Here is a 17,167-nt window from a genome sequence, read left to right as displayed (position 1 = left end):
GTGTTGAACTCCCTTCCGCCGCTGGCGCGTAGATTGCTGACTCTGGTTGGCCTTGTCCTGGTCATCGCCTTGTCTTTTCGTAGCCAAGTCGATGTTTATCTGAGTAAAACGAACTTTCTGGCGATGCTGCGGGCCATGTCGATCAACGGGATCGTGGCAATTGGCCTGACCTTTGTCATTGTCACGCGGAAGTTTGACCTCTCTCTTGCCGGAATCGCGTCGCTGTCCGCAATGACGCTTGGGTTTACTATGGCGGCTAGTAACTCTTTGTGGATGACGATTGTTGCGTCTGTCGCTATGGGAACTGCAATCGGGCTGGTCAATGGGTTGTTGGTGGGCAAGGGCCGTTTGCCAGATGTTGTGACGACAATCGCAACCGGCTCCATCGCTTATGGCCTTGCTTTTGCCTTTAATGGCGGTGCCGACTATTCAAAGAACTTCTTTTCTTCTGGGCTTGTAACAATGAACTTCAAAACGGTTCTTGGCCTGCAAATTCCGGTTTTTACACTATTGATCGTAGCCGTTTTCAGTGCCTGCCTACTGCACGCGACCCGCTACGGAAACTCGCTGTTCGCAACAGGTGAAAACCCAGTAGCAGCGCGTTTCTCCGGCATCAGGGAATGGCGGATTCTGGCGCTGGCTTTCTCAATCTGCGGCATGATGATTGGCGTTGCAATGATCCTGCATGTCTCTGGCGTAGGTTCATCACGCGTAACGGCGGGTAGTCAGATCCTGCTCCCTGCCTACACAGCGGTTTATCTTGGTTCGGCGCTATTGGGCAGAGCCTCAATTGGTGCGACGCTGGGAGGGGTCGTAGTAATGACCATGCTGCTGAATGGCTTCACGCTGATGTCTATACCCTACTATTACTCGGATGCGGTTGTTAGCTTGATCCTGATTTTGGCAATCACTGTGTTTGATCCAACGATCTTCCGGCGACTTCAGGAAAACCTGAAACGCGTTACGTCGCGAAAGGCTGTGTAACATGAGCCAGAGCACTTTCGACACTCCGGCCAAGGCCAGCAACGGCTTCAACTCTCATGGCATCATCCGCGTGTTCGGCCTGCCATTTTTGCTAGTAGTGCTGTTTGTCTATTTCTCAGTCGCCACGGACACGTTTCTGACAACTGAAAACCTGTCCGGGATGATGCAAAGCTGGGCGATTTCCTCGATCATGTTTCTCGCGTTAACCTGGGTTTTCACAGTGGGAGAGATGGAGGTTAGTTTTGTTTCTATCGCTGCCCTTGCGAACATGATCACGGCAGGACTGGTGATCGCTGGGTTTGGCTGGGGCATGGCTGTATTCGCGGCCATAATGGCGAGTCTGGCCGTAGGGGCACTCAACGGGTTTTTGATTGCCCATTTGCGCCTGCCTTCGCTGGTTACCACGATTGCCACGGGTGGAATGGCCTCCGCCTTGGCGGCGGCAATCGGGCTGGGATCGTCCATGCCAATTGCGCAGGACACCTCGCTGCGAGTTTTTTTCGACGCGAAGCTGCTGGGCCTGCCCCTGATCGTTTACCTCGCGGTCACGCTGACACTTCTGGCCGTCTTCATCGAGAACCGCCTGCGTCTGGGCCACTACATTTTCGCCATGGCCACCAATCCCCGCGCTGTGCTTGAGGCGGGTGTGCCAACAGCAGCGATCGTGCTCATGCTTTGCGTAGTGTCGGCTTTTTTCAACGGCTTTTCAGGTGTGCTGATTGCTGTTGAACTGTCGTCTGGCCAGCCTTCTATTGCTCAGTCATTGTTTCTCGATGGCCTGACGGCCGTATTACTAGGCGGCACAATGGTCCGACTGGGTAAACCTAACGTTCTTGGGACGGTGACGGCTGTTCTTATCATTGCGGTGCTTGTACGCGGCGGTGCCCTTCTTGGTTGGAGCGACGCAGCCTTTCAGGTTATCAAAGGTCTGCTGCTAATTGTCGGTGTGTCAGTGGTAATCTGGTCCAATCGCGATAGTTGAAAACCACTTCACAGGCTTTTTATATAGGTGTTTTCCTGCCGCACCAGCAATTCGTCCCACTCGTCAGCGTTGGCGGCATCAGGGGAGATCTGCCCTTCAAAATGGACCATAGCGTCGGCGGCTTCGCGAAAGTCGCCATACCACCCGACCCCAACCGCACCAGTGATCCCCGCACCAAGCGCAGATGCTTCCAGCGTGGCGCATTGCACGATTGGCACGCCCGACGCGTCCGAGATCATTCTGGTCCAAAGCGTGTTTGAAGCACCCCCACCTACGGCAATTATTTTTTCGGGTTTCATACCTTCGCGTTCAGCAGCCCTAAGGTAACGTACAATTTGAAGCGTTGTTGCCTCCAACGCCGCACGAAAGATATGTACAAACCTGTGGTCCGGCCCCAACCCATGGATCGAGGCGCGGGCATCGCGGTTCCAGTGCGGATCCATGCAACCCATAAGGTAGGGTGACATTGTCACTCCGTCTGACCCGACAGGCAATTGAGCCGCCGCCTCTTCCAAAGACCGAAACGTGTCCGACGACGTTTCTTGCCCACCGATATTACGCGTAAGCCAGTCGATGAGGAAGGTGCCCGCGCGTTGACATCCTTCCAAAAGATAGCCTTTACCAAGAGGTGATGTGACTGTGCGCCAGTACTCGCTGATCCAAGGCGTGTCGGTGATGATCCCGGCGATGATCGCGGTGCCCAGATTCAGATAAACTGTCCCCGGCGAAATCGCGTTGACGCCAAGCGCTGCGCATTGACCATCCCCTCCCGCGACAACAATAGGCAGGCCTTCGGGAAGCCCCGTCACCCGCGAAGCGCCTTGCGTCACTTGGCCAGCCAAAACGCCAGGCGCGCGAATGCCCGCGAAGTGGTTCGGTGTCAGGTCAAGATGCGCAAGAATTGAATGTGACAAGCGCATTTTGTCGATGTTGTAGACGGTGAACGCGTCGACCGTTGTGGTGCTTGCCACAGGTGTTCCGGTCAGCTTACCCGTCAAAAACCCATGGACGTCGAGAAAGCGGTCCGTCTTGGACCATATGTCTGGCCGGTTACGTCTCATCCATGATAGTTTGTGCACGGCAACTGTCGCATCGTTGGGAGGCCGTCCGGTGATACTATGTAACTTTTCGCTGCCAAATTCTTTGGTTAGCAACGGGATCTCTTCTAACGCGCGGTCATCCAGCCAGGTAACAGCTGGATGTGTTTCCTGCCCCTCCCTATCAAAGAACCCAATTGTTTCGCGTTGGTTTGAGATCGCGAGCCCCGCCAAGCGTTCAGTATCCAACTGATAGGTCAAACTTCTAAGTGCCTTACATGTCGCTTGCCACCAGTCCGCGCTGTGTTGTTCGGCATATCCCGGCCGCGGGTGCAGAAGATCAAAGCTTGCCCGGCCTTCCGCCACGGCGTTGCCTTCGCGGGACCAGGCAATCGCCTTAGTCGACTGTGTCGAACTATCCAGCCCGATTATGAGGTCTTTCGCCATGTTCCCTCACACTAGCAGTCTATGCTTCTTCACCTGAAAGAAGCAGTTCTGCCGTTTCGGTATCTATAACCAGATGCGTGCAAAGCCCTGCCTTGAGAACAGCTCGGATTGCACGCGTCTTGTACGTCCCGGCCCCGACAAGGATACGTTGTGGAATGGCCTGCAAAGTCTTCATTGAAATTCCGATTCTGCGTTCGGACAGGGGCCCATCCACAACTTCGCCTTCCGCGTTAATAAACCGACCTACCAGAACGCCGACCGATTCGTTCTGCGCGTAAGCCTCCAAAACGTCTTTTTGCGCGAGATAGCGGTCACCCAGTTCCTTTGCTTCTTCAAATGCACCCACACCGAAAATCGCGATGTCACAGGTCTCCAGCCGTTGGAAGTAATCGCGCAGACTCGGTTCCAGCAGCAATAGATCACGAAGCTCCCGTGTCGAAACGATGGATGGCGCGCTGAAGTTCAACGACCTGGCATCCAACGCCTTGGCAATAATGGCGGTGCAAAATTCCGGAGAATTGTCTTCTTCATTCAACATCGACCCGGCGATTTGCATAACACTTACATCTTGTATGCGCGCCTTTCGCAAAACCCGCCCGACATCCAGCATTGTGCGCCCCCAAGCCACGCCCAGCGTGTCGCCATCCTTCAACAAAGCAAGCAGAGCTTCAGCACCGGCAATCGCGGCGCGGTCTCTCAAATCGTGACCATCGGAAGTTGTCTGTGGAATAACGAACACGTCTTGCAGGTCAAAACGCTTTCGCACCTTGGTTGAAAGGGCTCCCATGGACAACAGGTGAGGTGAGACCGAGATTTCGACAAGCCCACGCTCTTTTGCTTCGGTTAGGTAGTTGCCAACCGTGGCACGTGACACGCCGAGTTTCCTTGCTGTTCCTTCCTGCGTCTCATTTTCCACGTAGTACAGCCAAGCGGCCCAGGCCACCATGTCGCCCGTGAACTGAAGGGGGATCGTGCTTTTCTTGCTCGGCACCTTTTTTTGAATAGCTTTTTGCATAGTCGGTGACATGGCCTCCCTTGCTTACATTACATATGCCATATTGATTTGACAATTGACATCATCTCGATTTAGAAGTTCTTCAGATGATAGAGACGCGATCGTTGCTAGTCGATATATGCCTGCCACTAACTCAGGTAAAACGAAGGCTGACGGGTGCGCCAAGTAGAATTTTGCCGTTGGAGACGACTGATGGCCGGGACGATGCGCGCTGCCGTTTACTATGGAATTGACGACATTCGGATTGAAGATCGCCCAATCCCCGAAATTGCGGGCGATGAGGCGTTGCTAAAAACCCTAGCCTGTGGCCTTTGTGGCGGTGAGGCCATGCCTTGGTACAAGAAATCCGACGGCAAGGTTCTTGGCCACGAACCAATAGCTGAAGTGGTGGAGTGCGGTGAAAGTGTCAGGACTTTCAAACCAGGTGATCGGATTTTCGTACACCACCACGTCGCCAATCTAACGTCTCACTGGTCGCAACGTGGTCACTTTACCCGCGACCCGCATTTCGAAAAAACCAACATCGTTCCTGGTGGGATGTGTGAATACTTCAAGGTGACCAGGGAGCATCTGGAAAAAGACGCCTACCTGATCCCAGACCATATCAGCACGGAAGCGGCGACAACGATTGAGCCCATGGCCTGCGTAATTGGCGGACTCAAAACCTGCGGCATTCAGCCTGGCGACACTATCGCCATAGTTGGTGCGGGTTTCATGGGACAGGGTTTTATTCACCTCGCGCCCTTCTTCGGGGCTGGTAAAATCTTTGCATTGGATTTCTCTGATTGGCGGCTTAATAGGGCGCTGGAGGTTGGCGCTACCCATGTAATCAACCCCAAGAAACAGAATGCCGAAGAAGTAATCCGGCAGAACAATGACGGATTGTTAGCAGATGTTGTAATTGTCATCGCACCATCTGCCGTCGCGTGGGATTCGGCTGTTAAGCTCGTTGAGAAGGGCGGCACCCTGCATCTTGGCGCCCCCCTTGCCCCCGGCACGTCTTGGACTCGGGACGGAGCAGAAGCCTACTTTGACGAAGTCACGGTGACTTCAAAATTCTCTGCAGACCACAACGATACTTACCAGTACTTCCGATTGCTGAAATCTGGTCGAGTTCACCCTGAAAAACTGATTTCCCACCGATTTGGCATCGAAGATGCGCCTGAAGCCTTTCGCATGCTGGTGGAAGCGAAGGACTCACTGAAAATTATCATCTACCCGCACGACTGCTACAGCTGAGTTGAATCTTCCGCTGCGATTCAATGGATTGGAGAACTCTTTGAAGAACGAAAAATCTACCGAAGAAGTGGCTCTTGGGATCCGCCGCCGAGTGTTCGAACACGCCATGCGAAATAACGGTGGTTACTTAAGCCAAGCCTGTTCCGCAGCTGAGCAATTGGCGTGGCTCTACAATGAGGAGCTTAACTTCGGCGACCCGACCCTGCCAATGATCCCAAAACCCTTTGGCGGCGTGCCGTCGCCTGCCAATGCCGATTATCACACTGGTGCCGGCTATAACGGGCCGTTCGAGCCACAATATGATCGGTTGTTTATCGCGCCCGCCCATTACGCACTTGTGGCCTATGCAACCTTGATCGAAGTGGGCCGCATGGCACCCGAGGGTTTGGAAATGTTCAATCAGGACGGTTCCAGTGTGGAAATGATCGGGGCGGAGCACTCACCAGGTATGGAAGTGCACAACGGCACGTTGGGTATCGGGCTATCGACTGCCGCGGGGCTGGCCTATGGACGCGATCTGCGCGGCGATACTGGCAATACATGGGTTTTCATGTCCGACGGCGAGGTTCAGGAAGGCCAAACCTGGGAAGCTGTGCAGGCCGCTGCCTATCACGGGGTCGAGGTCAAGGCGATTATGGATGTTAACGACCAACAATGCGACGGTGCGATGTCGTCTGTCATGGAAGTCGGCGATATTCGCACCAAGTTCCTCAACTTCGGGGCCGCTTGCATCGAAGTGGACGGCCACGATTTGAGCGCGATCCGCGATGCGTCACAGGAAAGCCACGACGGCAAGCCGCTGATCATCCTTGCGCGCACCAACCCGTTCCACGCGATGTCGGTCCTTAAAGAACGTTTCCCGCGCCTGCATTACGTGCGCTTCAAATCCGAAGACGAACGCGCGCGCTTCAACATCTCGATCGCTGCCGATCTAGGTGTCGATCCCATCGACTACGCACATTAAGGAGCCCGACAATGGTAGAAATGGTTTCGCGCCCCTATGCGAGCGCCTTTGAGAAATTTGCCGCTGGCAATCCAGACATTCTGTGCCTCTCTGCGGATTTGACCTCATCGTGTGAAATCGACGGGTTCCGAGATCGCCATCCCAGTCAGTTTCTGTCTCTCGGCATGGCCGAACAGAATATGATGAGCTTCGCCGGTGGTCTTGGCCTGGCAGGCTTTCGCCCCTTTATACACACATTTGGGGTGTTCATGTATCGCCGTCCCTATGATCAGTTGATGGCCTCCATCGCTTACCCGCGCCGCAGGGTCCGCCTAATGGGTTTTCTCCCTGGTGTCACCACTCCTGGCGGTATGACCCACCAGTCTATTGAGGATATCAGTGTTATGCGGTCTATTCCAAATATGACCATCCTGGAGACTGGTGACGCCACCGAGGTAGAGAGCATTTGCGAAGCCGCCGACAGTATTGACGGGCCCGTCTGGTGCCGAGTGCTGCGAGGGTCGGTTCCTCGCCTATTCGATACGCCGATAAAGGTGGGCGAAATGCGTGAGTTGTCCGATGGCGACGATGTACTTGTCGTGACCGCAGGCATTTGTACCGAAGAGGCCATGCGGGCGCGAGCCGCATTCTCGAAGGCGGGGCTTTCGATCCGACATCTGCACCTTCACACGATCAAGCCGTTCGACTCCAATGCGCTTCTGGATCACATTGGCAGCGTAAAACATGGTGTTGTTACTCTAGAGAACCATGTCACCGAAGGTGGCATCGGCAGTCTTGTGGCCGAAACTATGGCTGACGCGGGCGTCGGCAATCGGCTTGTTCGTCTGGGCCTAAAGGACACCTATGCCCACGGCGGATCACGCCCTTATCTGATGAAATACTACGGCCTGGACGCCTCAGCCCTTGTGCGCGGTATTGAAGATTTGATGGGCCAAGAATTCGATATTACCGAGGACGACCTTGCTACGGCACGCTTCGATGATGTGCATTCGCTGGCGAAAGCAGAGGCACTATGAGCGATGCAAAGTCGCTTAGAACGAAGTCGCAGCGCGACCTGCTGACATCCGCTCATTGGGGAACCTATCGGGTTGAAGTTGAAGGTGGAAAAGTCAAAGCCCTGCATGACTTTGCGGAAGACCCTTGCCCGTCACCAATCGGCCACGGCATCGTTGATGTTTTGGATGGTCCGACGCGCATTAGGCAACCGATGATAAGGCGCGGGTGGCTTGAAGGTGGTCCCGGCGCGTCAACCGAGTTACGGGGCGCCGACGAGTTCATTCCGGTCGATTGGGACAAAGCCAACAGGATCGTTGCTAATGAACTGAAACGCGTGATTCAGGAATTTGGGAACCGCGCGATCTATGCTGGTTCCTATGGCTGGGCCAGCGCGGGGAGGTTTCATCACGCCCAAGGGCAGTTGAAACGGTTCCTGAACCTCTTAGGTGGGTCCGTGCGCTCGGTGAACACCTATAGTCACGCCGCAGCCGAAGTCATCACACCCCATGTTATGGGCGATTTCGATATGCTTGTGCGATCGGCAACCAGCTGGGCGTCAATTGCCGAACATGCAGAATTGTTCGTGGCATTTGGAGGTATCCCCGTCAAAAACGGGCAAGTGACCTCAGGTGGTGTTGGGCGACATCTTCAATTGTTGGGGATGCAGCAAGCCCAACAACATGGCGTGCAGTTCGTTAATGTTTCCCCGCTACAATCGGATACACACCACAGCCTGAACGCGGAATGGATCGCACCACGTCCGTCCAGCGATACCGCGCTCATGCTCGCGCTGAGCCATAGTTTGTTGGTGGATAACCTTCACGACAAAGCGTTTCTTGCACAATACACAACCGGCTTCGATCGCTTTTCCGCTTATCTGCGCGGGGACGGTAGCGAACCGGAAAAATCAGCCGACTGGGCCGCTCAGATTTCTGAGCTAAGTGCCGACGCTATCCGAGATCTAGCCCGCCGCATGGCAGACAAGCGCACCATGATTGGGGTCTCCTGGTCCCTGACAAGACAGGAAAACGGGGAGCATGCCTATTGGGCGGCAATTTCATTGGCAGCGATGCTGGGGCAGATAGGTCAGCCCGGCACAGGGATCGGCTTTGGATATTCAGCCGAAAACTTCGTGGGTGGATCTGCGCGCCAATTGCAAATGGCGCGGATGCCGCAGGGTAAAAACCCAATAAGCGACTTCATTCCCGTGGCCCGGGTAACCGAAATGCTCGAGAAGCCCGGCAGTCCTTACGACTTCAATGGCGAGCGACGAACTTACCCTGATATCCGTTTGATATGGTGGGCCGGCGGTAATCCCTTTCACCATCATCAGGACCTAAACCGTTTCCGGCGCGCTCTAAACAAATGTGAAACCTTGATCGTGAACGAATGGTGCTGGAACGCTACGGCCAAACACGCTGATATCTTGCTGCCGTGTAACACAACACTAGAACGCCAGGACCTTGCTCTTAATCCACGTGACCCGATCCAAGTTTTCATGGATCAAGCAATTGAACCTGTAGGTCAATCCAAAAGCGATCACGACATCTTCAAAGGCATCGCGGCAAAACTGGGTGTTGAAAAGGCATTTACCGAAGGGCGTAGCACTGAAGAATGGTTACGGCACCTGTATGATCGCACACGCGATATGACCGCCGAAGCTGGCGTTGTACTGCCAACCTGGAATGAATTTGAGGATATGGGCTGGTTTGAAATTCCGGCGCTGGAAGACGAAAATGTTCTTCTGGCTGATTTCCGCAAAGATCCTGATACCCACGCACTAAGTACGCCGTCTGGTAGGATAGAACTGTTTTCGGAAAAAGTGGCAGGTTTCGGTTACACGGATCATCCCGGCCATGCAGCTTGGATCGAACCAACCGAATGGCTTGGAGCAAAACGCGCCGGGGAGCTTCATCTGATTTCAAACCAGCCCAAGGCGAAGCTGCACAGTCAGTTGGATCATGGTAGCGTCAGTCAGGCGGCGCGCGACAGGGGCTATGAACCATTGCAAATGCACCCGGAAGATGCGTCTTCGCGAGGGTTGGAAAACGGTGCATTAATACGGGTCTTCAATGACCGTGGCGCTTTCCTTGCAAGATTGAAAACCTCGAAAAAAATACGACCTGGCGTGGTGCAGGTCTCGACTGGAGCTTGGTTTGATTGGGAGCGAAACACCTGTAGTGCGGGAAATCCAAATGTGGTGACCCGTGATGTTGGCACGTCTCGGCTTGCACAAGGCCCGTCAGCACACACTTGCTTGGTTCGGGTAGAAGGTGCGGCGGAACTGCTCTGAAGGGCCTGTTGCGTAAAACCGCTCGTTTGCCCAGCTTTTTTGGATCTAAGTGTCGTCATGCTGCGTAGATCTCCTTTCAAGTACCGTCGCAGTCATTCTTTGGGCGGTTCTGTCGCAAACTTTGTTCCCACCTGTCAGGTCAAGCTTAGTTTTGGTAGCGCATACTCCAAACTACAGGAGCGGATCGTGGCAATCTCATTCAAGGGTGCACATTTTCCGAAGGAAGTGATCTTGTATGCTGTTTTCTTCTATCTTCGATACGGCGTATCTTACCGGGATCTGGAAGAAATCATGGCGGAACGTGGCGTTGAACTGGATCACGCAACGTTGAATCGATAGGTGACCCCCAGCCGGATATCCCCTCCGGTTGCGAACCATGTGAGCGTGTAGACGGACCCGTCAATCGCCGTTGCATTGGCAATATCAACCGGTGCACCGAAACTCATGTCGTCCGAGATGAATTTCGTCACCTCATCCTGCTGAATTGTGCCATCCTCGTTCACGTCCTCGATGCGATAGATTACATCCGTCGCAACCCCGGCCAGATCGCTGAGATAGGCAATATCGCCATCGAAACTCAGGTCAAATGGCACGGCGGTATCGACAATGGACTGCACATCCAGCCAAAGCGTCGCTTCGCCCTCGTCGTTTGCGTCGCCGTCGCCATTCAGATCAACAGTACGATAAATCGCGTCCCGAGGCACCGAGCTTACACCAGCATTTGCGATATAAATCGCACCATCGTCGCTCTCGTGGATGCCGCTAGGCGTGACCGTCGAAAACCCGGCCAAATTGTCGGCAGAAAACCAGACATTCGCCTCTCCGGCGTCCTGCGCGTCACCGTCATTGTTGAGATCGCGCAGGCGATAGACTGTATCGGTGGTGCCGTCACCGGCATGGACGGATTTGTCTGACGCCTGATGGATCGTGAAGACATTGGCGGTCGGATCAGCTAGTCCCGATGCATTTTCTCCATCAAAGAAAACGGTCGTTTCACCAGCGCCGGATGCGGTGCCGTCACCGTCGGTATCCTGAAGTAGAAGGATCTGATCTTTGCGTTGATCACCAACAAGCACGCCGTTGGGCGCGCGGGAGATAACTCTTGCCATGTGTGTGGCCCCCAAATTCAAGTTGCAATGAGACCTTGCACACTCGCTGGGTTCACGGCTTGTTAACCTGCCGCCTTAACCTTGTCCAGTTGGTTGCTGGTTGTGCGATACCAGCATTCGGGTCAAAGATACTTGAACTGCGACACCAATTCATTCCGAGGGTAGGGAAACTGGTCTAATCTCATAGTTGCCATACTGTATTATGTTAAGATCCGTGATCACAAGGCATTCGACGAAACATGAGGATCACTTTCTCAAAGACGAAGTCGCGCTGACGGAGAAAGCTCGACCACCTTTAACTCGCTGTTAGATGCGACGCTTACCTGTCCGTTGTTCCAAGCATAGACAAGCACCATTGTTTTGCCGGTACGGGCATCCTGCACCTCAATGATCGGTTCGGCTCTCTTTGCACGCTCGTTTGGTTGCTGTGTCTGCATTTTCGCTCCTTGGTGTCCTACAAGTCCATTCCTCAAAATCCAACGTCAACCGGAGAGCAGGGGACTTTCGACTGTTAGACTTTTGCGATCCACCCCAAGAGATGAAGCAGGAAATCGCTCAACTTATAGATGAGTATCCGGGCCCGTTGACAATCGCACGAAACGAAACGACACAGGACGAAATGGAACGAAACGAAAGCGTGGAAGCCATTGACCAAGCGCGGAAAATATTTTGTTCCTCCGCCGAAAAACGGCAGCGACATCAAAGAACTCTTTAAGTACTTGATGTCAGTCGGTGCTGGTCTACCGACTGACCAGACCGGACTACCTGTCGGCTCTTGGACGCCAGAACTTCTTGCCAGCACAATCTCGCAATTCGAGTCTAACAAAACAGGCGTTGACCTTCGGACAGTCCAGCATTGGTTTCAGGACAATGACAAAGGGATTAGCGCCGACAACATTCATTGGTTGGCGCGCGTCTTTGGCTGTGACAATCCTGACGCCATCACCGCGTGGAGAGCGGAGCTCAATGCTGCCAACAGGCGTTTGGCAACAAAGCGGCGAGAAAGGCGAAGCATTCAAAAGCGCAACGTGAAGCATTCTGCAAGCACTACCGAAGACGGAGGCCAAAATCCGCCAGAGAGCACAACGAAACGCGACAAGAAGGTGGAGCCAAAGAAAATCCAATGGCTGGCCGGACGAACGGAGGCAATATTCAGCACCCATTCACCATTAGGCTTGCCGGCCGTTGTATTCGCTGCAGCTACCGCACTGGGGCTTATGTCCTTTTCGTTGAACATTCACAGCGTTGTTTTTTCATCCCCAACCGGCCCCACTAAGCAAGTCGGTTTTTTGTGGGCTCCAAATTGGACGGTAGTTTTCCTTGTACTTCTGCCAATCTACTTCGCAGTACTGATCAAATTGTTGCGGCTTTGGAAAGAAGAACGGCGCTCCGACTTGGTTAGAAAGTCGTGTTCCACACCATCACCAACAAGTTGGGCGAGCAGGGTTGCAGCGATGTCCTATGTGTTTTGGGCGGTATTTGTTGTGACCGTTCTGATAGCCTCAGCTTTTAACTGGGTGGAAACACATCTGATCCCGTTGCTAACTGGGGATGTTGGGAACTGGCCGGTCGACTGGGGAAGAATTGCGATCTTCCAACCTAATCTGGTTTCAGTTCCGAATGCCGTTGTGTTCTCCGGGCTCGTCTTTTTGCTGAATGCTCTTGGGTCCTATCTGTTTTTTGCTGGCCTGATCGTCCTCTATACTCTGACCGATGATTTCGTCGATTTTTCTGCAGGCCTTGTCCGAGACGGGGCTGAAGAACAGCGTCGGCTTCTTGCGAGGATCGGCGAGGAGCTGATGGCTGGCGTTTTCCGATGTTGTTCATTGGGCCTGATGATCACCATTCTGATGAAGCTACAGGCGAGCTTCCTGCTCTCGAACGGCAGGGACATCGTTGGTTGGCTGGCAGCCGATCTACTGGCTCCTTTTCAGCGTAGCGGTTCGCATTTGGACGGGTACGGCTTCCACCAGAATGTGCCGGGTTTCTACTACAGCTTCTTCTGTCTGCTAGTGATTGTCGGGATGTTTGTGATCTGCACGGCCAAAATACGTAAAGCGGTCACCAGCCTGGGCCTGCTGAACGGCGAGAAAGCGGAAAATATATCCTTGATGGCGATGTACGGGATCCTGCTCCTGTTGACGGTGACCTATATGCTAATTGGTATGTTTCCCGGCTTCACGATCATTTTGATTGCCGCCCTGGTCTTGGCTGCATGTTTCCTTACACGTCCCACCTTGGGTCGGCTGAACGCAACAAAAACGAGAGAATTAGATGCTTAAGACGATTGTTCTGGATAAAGCCCCCATTCATCCCGATGTCGCAGAAGGCCCACCCGATGTGCGCGCCTATTGGGCGCATGCCGATGACAGTATTCGTCTCAGGGTGGCTCATTGGCCAACCGAAAAATCCTCCAAGGGCACTGTCTTCCTGTTTCAGGGGAGAACGGAAAACATCGAAAAATACGGACGAACCGTCGAGTATCTTCATTGCGCCGGCTACACTGCCTTCGCTGTTGATTGGCGCGGTCAGGGACTTTCCGACAGGCTCACTGAAGATCCGATGATGGGACATGTTCTCAGGTTCTCTGACTACCAGAAGGACGTTGCTGCTGCGGCCGATGTGGCTAAGTCCCTTGATTTACCGCAGCCCTGGTACCTCATCGGGCATTCTCTGGGTGCATGCGTCGGCCTACGTGCGATAATCGAAGGTCTTCCAACTTCAGCATGCGCGTTCACGGCTCCCCTGTGGGACATTAACTTACCGACATTGCAACGGCTCGGGGCATGGCCTCTATCAGGCGCGTTTCAAGCTCTTGGAAAAGGTGCCACCTATGCTCCCGGTACCTGTGGCGAGAGCTATGTGCTGACAACGGATTTCGACGACAACCGACTGACACATGACCCTGGTATGTACCAGTATTATCAGAACGTTTCGGAATCCCTGCCTGACCAGCAGATTGGCGGGCCCAGTATGTCTTGGTTGTTTCAGGCCCTCAAAGAAACTCGAGCACTTTCTAAGCTAAAGTCTCCTGGCATTCCGTGTCTCACGTTTTGCGGCGCTGAGGACGAAATCGTCGCAATCCCCGCAATCAAGGAGAGAATGGCACGTTGGCCCAATGGGAAATTGGAGCTGATGCAAAACGCGAGACACGACGTCTTGTATGAGGTACCAAGTGTTCGCGAAAACGTATTGGCTCAAATTTGTGAGCTTTTCGGCTCAACAAACAAAGACATGCCGATAGCATCGTCCTCGTAGGTTAGCCGTGTTCTGGCCGCGCTCAGATAGCTACTGTGTGTGTTCGCTAGTACGGCACGAGCACATAGTCATAGCGGCCAAAAATGTCCGACCATTCGACACCCACGCCGCGGAAATAGCTTGGACATCGCCGACGCAAGGGTAGCCACGCAGGACGCGGACCAGGTGCGCGATCGGACCAATTGAAACTGGCGTTTTCGTCATACGATCCGACATCCATATCCAAACGGGTTTCGCACGGCCCTTCGCGTTCCCGCACTTTGTAGCTGTAGTGAAGGACGTGCCACACCCTTATGGACCTGACTACATCGAAATCAGGGGCTGATAGATTCACGTTTGCCAGAATAGGCTCAGGAAGGGTAGGGGACGCCGCGCCGATAGTTGCCAACGGTGTTTCCCTTACTCCAACCGTCGCCCATTTCAAGGCATCGGAGACATCGAGCATTGACCAAGAGTCCCGAGAGTAAGTGACATCTACAACTTGCGGGGTCTTGCCATACGTCCCGGGAAACTCAGGAAGCGGGTTGGCACTTGATGATTTGATGGCATCGAGACGCTGCATGGGTGACATGCCGGAAGAACCCGAGGTTGCGCCCATTGGGCATCGCCAGAGTTGAAGCGGCGGTTCGACCGGCAGGGGGGTTATACGCCGGATGAACTCGGCTCGAGCGGCATTGCAATCCGGTGAACTGGGCCACCCTCCAGCAAGGCATAAGAAAATCGCACAGTCGATTGGGTAGGCGTAAGCCGGAGCGGTGAGTCCAAGAGCGATAGCAGATGTGCATCCCAGTAGCTTCAGTCGAAACATGGTGTGGTCCTTTCGAGCAACGTGATTTCGTGGATCGTTTGCGCAAATTTCTGCAAAAAAGTTAGATCACTATATTTTCTGTTTTGCAAATTTAAAATTTTGCAGTATTGAAATTACCAGATCAGAACTTTCGGAGAATTCGAAAGAATGCAAGAAGTCGTCCTATAGGGGGACGACCATGCCGCACAGAAAGAACTTTCCATTGATCACCCAAGGTGAAGCACGAGACCTTGATGCATCAGGTAAGGACTATGAGTTTCGGTATGACCTAGTCGAGCTGGGGCAAAATGGACGTCCGCAATACATTTGCATTTACCGCTATGAAGGTAAGGACAACGTTCTCATTTCTGAGAGGGCGACATCTCAAGGGGTTGTTCCTCGAAGGCTGTCACTGTTTCCGGGCCTCTTCAATTTTCACAGCCGGTTCAGGCAGGGCAGCGATATTACTCTCCACAACGATCTTACCATCACGACAGATGGTGTGCGGGGGCAGATCAACCTGGATTTCGACAAGGAAGAAGACGAGGACTGAAGTCACCCCGCTTTCGAGTCGTTCCGAGAAGCGCATTGAACTGCTCCCAACGGCCGGTTTTATAAGCCAAGCTTCGCACTGGTCTGGTTTTGTTATTCCATCGGGAGGGCAAGCCAGATGAAAGAGCTTCTTTCTTTGACAGCCGTGCTACTCGGCGCGGCGATCCTGGTGGATCTGGTCGGGTATCGGAAATCGACATTGAAGGTGTCAGCCGCCGAAGTGCTCGTCATAGACGGCGACACCATTGACTATGGCGGTGACAGCTACCGGCTTGTTGGTTTCGATACCCCCGAAACTTACCGACCCCAATGTGACGCCGAAAAAGCGTTAGGTTTGCAAGCCACAAAACGGCTCACGGAACTCATCCAAACGGCCGGGTACATCGACCTTGAAATCGAAGACAACGTCGACAGACATGGCCGCTTCCTGGCGGTCGGTCAGGTGAATGGACGCAATATTGGCAAGATCCTCATTTCTGAGGGTCTCGCGCGGGAACACTGGGGCGGCAAACGCCGGTCCTGGTGCCCGTAAACTGAAAGATTGGAAACAAGAATACTGCAGGAGGAAGAAAACTAGATTGAGCAGTTAACGGCCCTGTCAGTTGCGCCAACAACTGACAGGGCCAGAGACGCCCCAAAGCCATCCGGGGCAATTCTCGCACATCAAGAGAAAACCGTAACGATGAAGAAAACAGCAAACCTTGATGCTGTCCCTAAAAAGGACAGCACAGCGGCGGAGTCAATTAAATTGACTTCCGTAAACCAAAACACGCCTCGGCCAGCTTTGAAGCCTCTAGTGGGCTCCGAAGATTGCAGGATGCCAATGTCGGCTAAAATGCTGGTCGACCGCGTCCCGTGTAATCCGTTTTATGTTAATTATATTCTGAGTTGATCTACAATCTTGATGAGTAAGCGACTAGTCGGCTTGAAAGAGATGGACTGTGCGCACGTTCAGACCATTGGCAATTTTGATAATCGTCTTCAGTCCGGGGTTTCTCTCCCCACGCTCGATTCCACCAATATATGTTCGGTCTAAATCTACCAGGTGAGCAAAGCTCTCTTGAGAAAGACCCTTTGCCTTTCTCAGTTCTCGAACGCGACGTCCGAATGCTCTTATCTCTGATTGCTCCGCCACACTTGCAAAGCACTTCAAATGACGACATATCGTCTACGGACTAATCGTATCTTTTTGAACGCAGACCGATGCAGATCATTACTCTATTCACGAGCAAAGGCGGCGCAGGCCGTTTTTTAACGACCCTGGCATTGGCTGCAGGCTATCTCTTTCTTGAGAAACGGGTACTTCTGGTCGACGCCAGCGCCAGTGTTCGGTCCGATCAATCGCGCAACTATCCGTCACTCGTCGACAGCTGGAAGGCGTGGATCGATCAAAACGAGTTGAATTCCTCTGACCTACCCAAGACAGTGAAGCATGGTAGCTTCGATGGCGTTGTCCGGCCGATGATCGAGATGGACGAGGTTCTGGCCCACGCCATGCTCCCGC

Annotated in this window: 17 protein-coding genes and 2 pseudogenes; 12 read left to right on the top strand and 7 right to left on the bottom strand. The window is 53.5% G+C overall.

Going from position 1 to position 17,167, the window contains the following annotated elements; genetic code table 11:
* Together ACR0K5_RS16020 and ACR0K5_RS16015 are read left to right on the top strand one after the other, a co-directional pair.
* Positions 1 to 984, top strand: a complete 984-nt coding sequence (locus ACR0K5_RS16020; protein ID WP_480630658.1) for an ABC transporter permease — start codon at positions 1 to 3, stop codon at positions 982 to 984.
* Between the two features lies 1 nt (position 985).
* Complete coding sequence (locus tag ACR0K5_RS16015; RefSeq protein WP_480630657.1) at positions 986 to 1,966, top strand: ABC transporter permease; 981 nt, start codon at positions 986 to 988, stop codon at positions 1,964 to 1,966.
* 8 nt (positions 1,967 to 1,974) lie between these two features.
* On the opposite strand, the gene ACR0K5_RS16010 is transcribed toward ACR0K5_RS16015, so the two are convergent.
* Positions 1,975 to 3,450, bottom strand: coding sequence for a xylulokinase (locus ACR0K5_RS16010; protein WP_480630656.1), 1,476 nt, complete (start codon positions 3,448 to 3,450; stop codon positions 1,975 to 1,977).
* Between the two features lie 19 nt (positions 3,451 to 3,469).
* Complete coding sequence (locus tag ACR0K5_RS16005; RefSeq protein ID WP_480630655.1) at positions 3,470 to 4,441, bottom strand: sugar-binding transcriptional regulator; 972 nt, start codon at positions 4,439 to 4,441, stop codon at positions 3,470 to 3,472.
* Between the two features lie 216 nt (positions 4,442 to 4,657).
* Here ACR0K5_RS16005 and ACR0K5_RS16000 point away from each other — a divergent pair, with 216 nt between their 5' ends.
* From ACR0K5_RS16000 to ACR0K5_RS15980, 5 genes and pseudogenes are all read left to right on the top strand, one after another.
* Positions 4,658 to 5,704: a zinc-binding dehydrogenase gene (locus ACR0K5_RS16000; protein WP_480630654.1), complete on the top strand. Its 1,047-nt coding sequence runs from the start codon at positions 4,658 to 4,660 to the stop codon at positions 5,702 to 5,704.
* Positions 5,705 to 5,744: 40 nt separating this feature from the next.
* Positions 5,745 to 6,668, top strand: a complete 924-nt coding sequence (locus ACR0K5_RS15995; RefSeq protein WP_480630653.1) for a thiamine pyrophosphate-dependent enzyme — start codon at positions 5,745 to 5,747, stop codon at positions 6,666 to 6,668.
* Between the two features lie 11 nt (positions 6,669 to 6,679).
* Complete coding sequence (locus ACR0K5_RS15990) at positions 6,680 to 7,684, top strand: transketolase family protein (protein ID WP_480630652.1); 1,005 nt, start codon at positions 6,680 to 6,682, stop codon at positions 7,682 to 7,684.
* Complete coding sequence (locus ACR0K5_RS15985; protein ID WP_480630651.1) at positions 7,681 to 9,957, top strand: molybdopterin-dependent oxidoreductase; 2,277 nt, start codon at positions 7,681 to 7,683, stop codon at positions 9,955 to 9,957. Before ACR0K5_RS15990 ends, ACR0K5_RS15985 begins: the two co-directional genes overlap by 4 nt.
* Before the next feature lie 186 nt (positions 9,958 to 10,143).
* Positions 10,144 to 10,293, top strand: a pseudogene (locus tag ACR0K5_RS15980) (IS6 family transposase); the annotation flags it as partial.
* Here ACR0K5_RS15980 and ACR0K5_RS15975 read toward each other — a convergent pair.
* Together ACR0K5_RS15975 and ACR0K5_RS15970 are read right to left on the bottom strand one after the other, a co-directional pair.
* Positions 10,275 to 11,066 carry a hypothetical protein gene (locus ACR0K5_RS15975; protein WP_480630650.1) on the bottom strand — a complete coding sequence of 264 codons (792 nt, stop codon included), beginning with the start codon at positions 11,064 to 11,066 and terminating at the stop codon, positions 10,275 to 10,277. The pseudogene ACR0K5_RS15980 and the gene ACR0K5_RS15975 sit on opposite strands and share 19 nt — an antisense overlap.
* Positions 11,067 to 11,320: 254 nt before the next feature.
* Positions 11,321 to 11,503 carry a hypothetical protein gene (locus ACR0K5_RS15970; RefSeq protein ID WP_480630649.1) on the bottom strand — a complete coding sequence of 61 codons (183 nt, stop codon included), beginning with the start codon at positions 11,501 to 11,503 and terminating at the stop codon, positions 11,321 to 11,323.
* Between the two features lie 210 nt (positions 11,504 to 11,713).
* Here ACR0K5_RS15970 and ACR0K5_RS15965 point away from each other — a divergent pair, with 210 nt between their 5' ends.
* Positions 11,714 to 13,348 carry an RcgA family putative transporter gene (locus ACR0K5_RS15965; protein WP_480630648.1) on the top strand — a complete coding sequence of 545 codons (1,635 nt, stop codon included), beginning with the start codon at positions 11,714 to 11,716 and terminating at the stop codon, positions 13,346 to 13,348.
* The gene (locus ACR0K5_RS15960; protein ID WP_480630647.1) at positions 13,341 to 14,324 is read left to right on the top strand and encodes an alpha/beta hydrolase; all 984 of its coding nucleotides are present in this window, start codon (positions 13,341 to 13,343) and stop codon (positions 14,322 to 14,324) included. Before ACR0K5_RS15965 ends, ACR0K5_RS15960 begins: the two co-directional genes overlap by 8 nt.
* A 46-nt stretch (positions 14,325 to 14,370) precedes the next feature.
* Here the strand turns inward: ACR0K5_RS15960 and ACR0K5_RS15955 are convergent, their stop codons facing one another.
* The gene (locus tag ACR0K5_RS15955; RefSeq protein WP_480630804.1) at positions 14,371 to 14,769 is read right to left on the bottom strand and encodes a hypothetical protein; all 399 of its coding nucleotides are present in this window, start codon (positions 14,767 to 14,769) and stop codon (positions 14,371 to 14,373) included.
* A 141-nt stretch (positions 14,770 to 14,910) separates the two neighbouring features.
* Positions 14,911 to 15,132: pseudogene (locus ACR0K5_RS15950) on the bottom strand (hypothetical protein); the annotation flags it as partial.
* A 178-nt stretch (positions 15,133 to 15,310) separates the two neighbouring features.
* On the opposite strand from ACR0K5_RS15950, the gene ACR0K5_RS15945 reads away from it, so the two are divergent.
* Both ACR0K5_RS15945 and ACR0K5_RS15940 read left to right on the top strand, forming a co-directional pair.
* On the top strand, positions 15,311 to 15,664 hold the full coding sequence (locus ACR0K5_RS15945; RefSeq protein WP_480630646.1) for a hypothetical protein: 354 nt from the start codon (positions 15,311 to 15,313) through the stop codon (positions 15,662 to 15,664).
* Between the two features lie 117 nt (positions 15,665 to 15,781).
* The gene (locus tag ACR0K5_RS15940; RefSeq protein ID WP_480630645.1) at positions 15,782 to 16,195 is read left to right on the top strand and encodes a thermonuclease family protein; all 414 of its coding nucleotides are present in this window, start codon (positions 15,782 to 15,784) and stop codon (positions 16,193 to 16,195) included.
* A 384-nt stretch (positions 16,196 to 16,579) separates the two neighbouring features.
* Here ACR0K5_RS15940 and ACR0K5_RS15935 read toward each other — a convergent pair whose 3' ends face one another.
* Positions 16,580 to 16,798: a helix-turn-helix domain-containing protein gene (locus tag ACR0K5_RS15935; RefSeq protein WP_480630644.1), complete on the bottom strand. Its 219-nt coding sequence runs from the start codon at positions 16,796 to 16,798 to the stop codon at positions 16,580 to 16,582.
* A 68-nt stretch (positions 16,799 to 16,866) separates the two neighbouring features.
* Between ACR0K5_RS15935 and ACR0K5_RS15930 the strand changes: the two genes are divergently transcribed.
* The coding region (locus tag ACR0K5_RS15930; protein ID WP_480630643.1) for a ParA family protein at positions 16,867 to 17,167 on the top strand (301 nt) is incomplete at its 3' end.

It is taken from the genome of Ruegeria sp. AB9 (genome assembly GCF_056542585.1).
The sequence above is the reverse complement of the archived record's forward strand: the minus strand, read 5'-3'. Positions and strand labels throughout refer to the sequence as shown.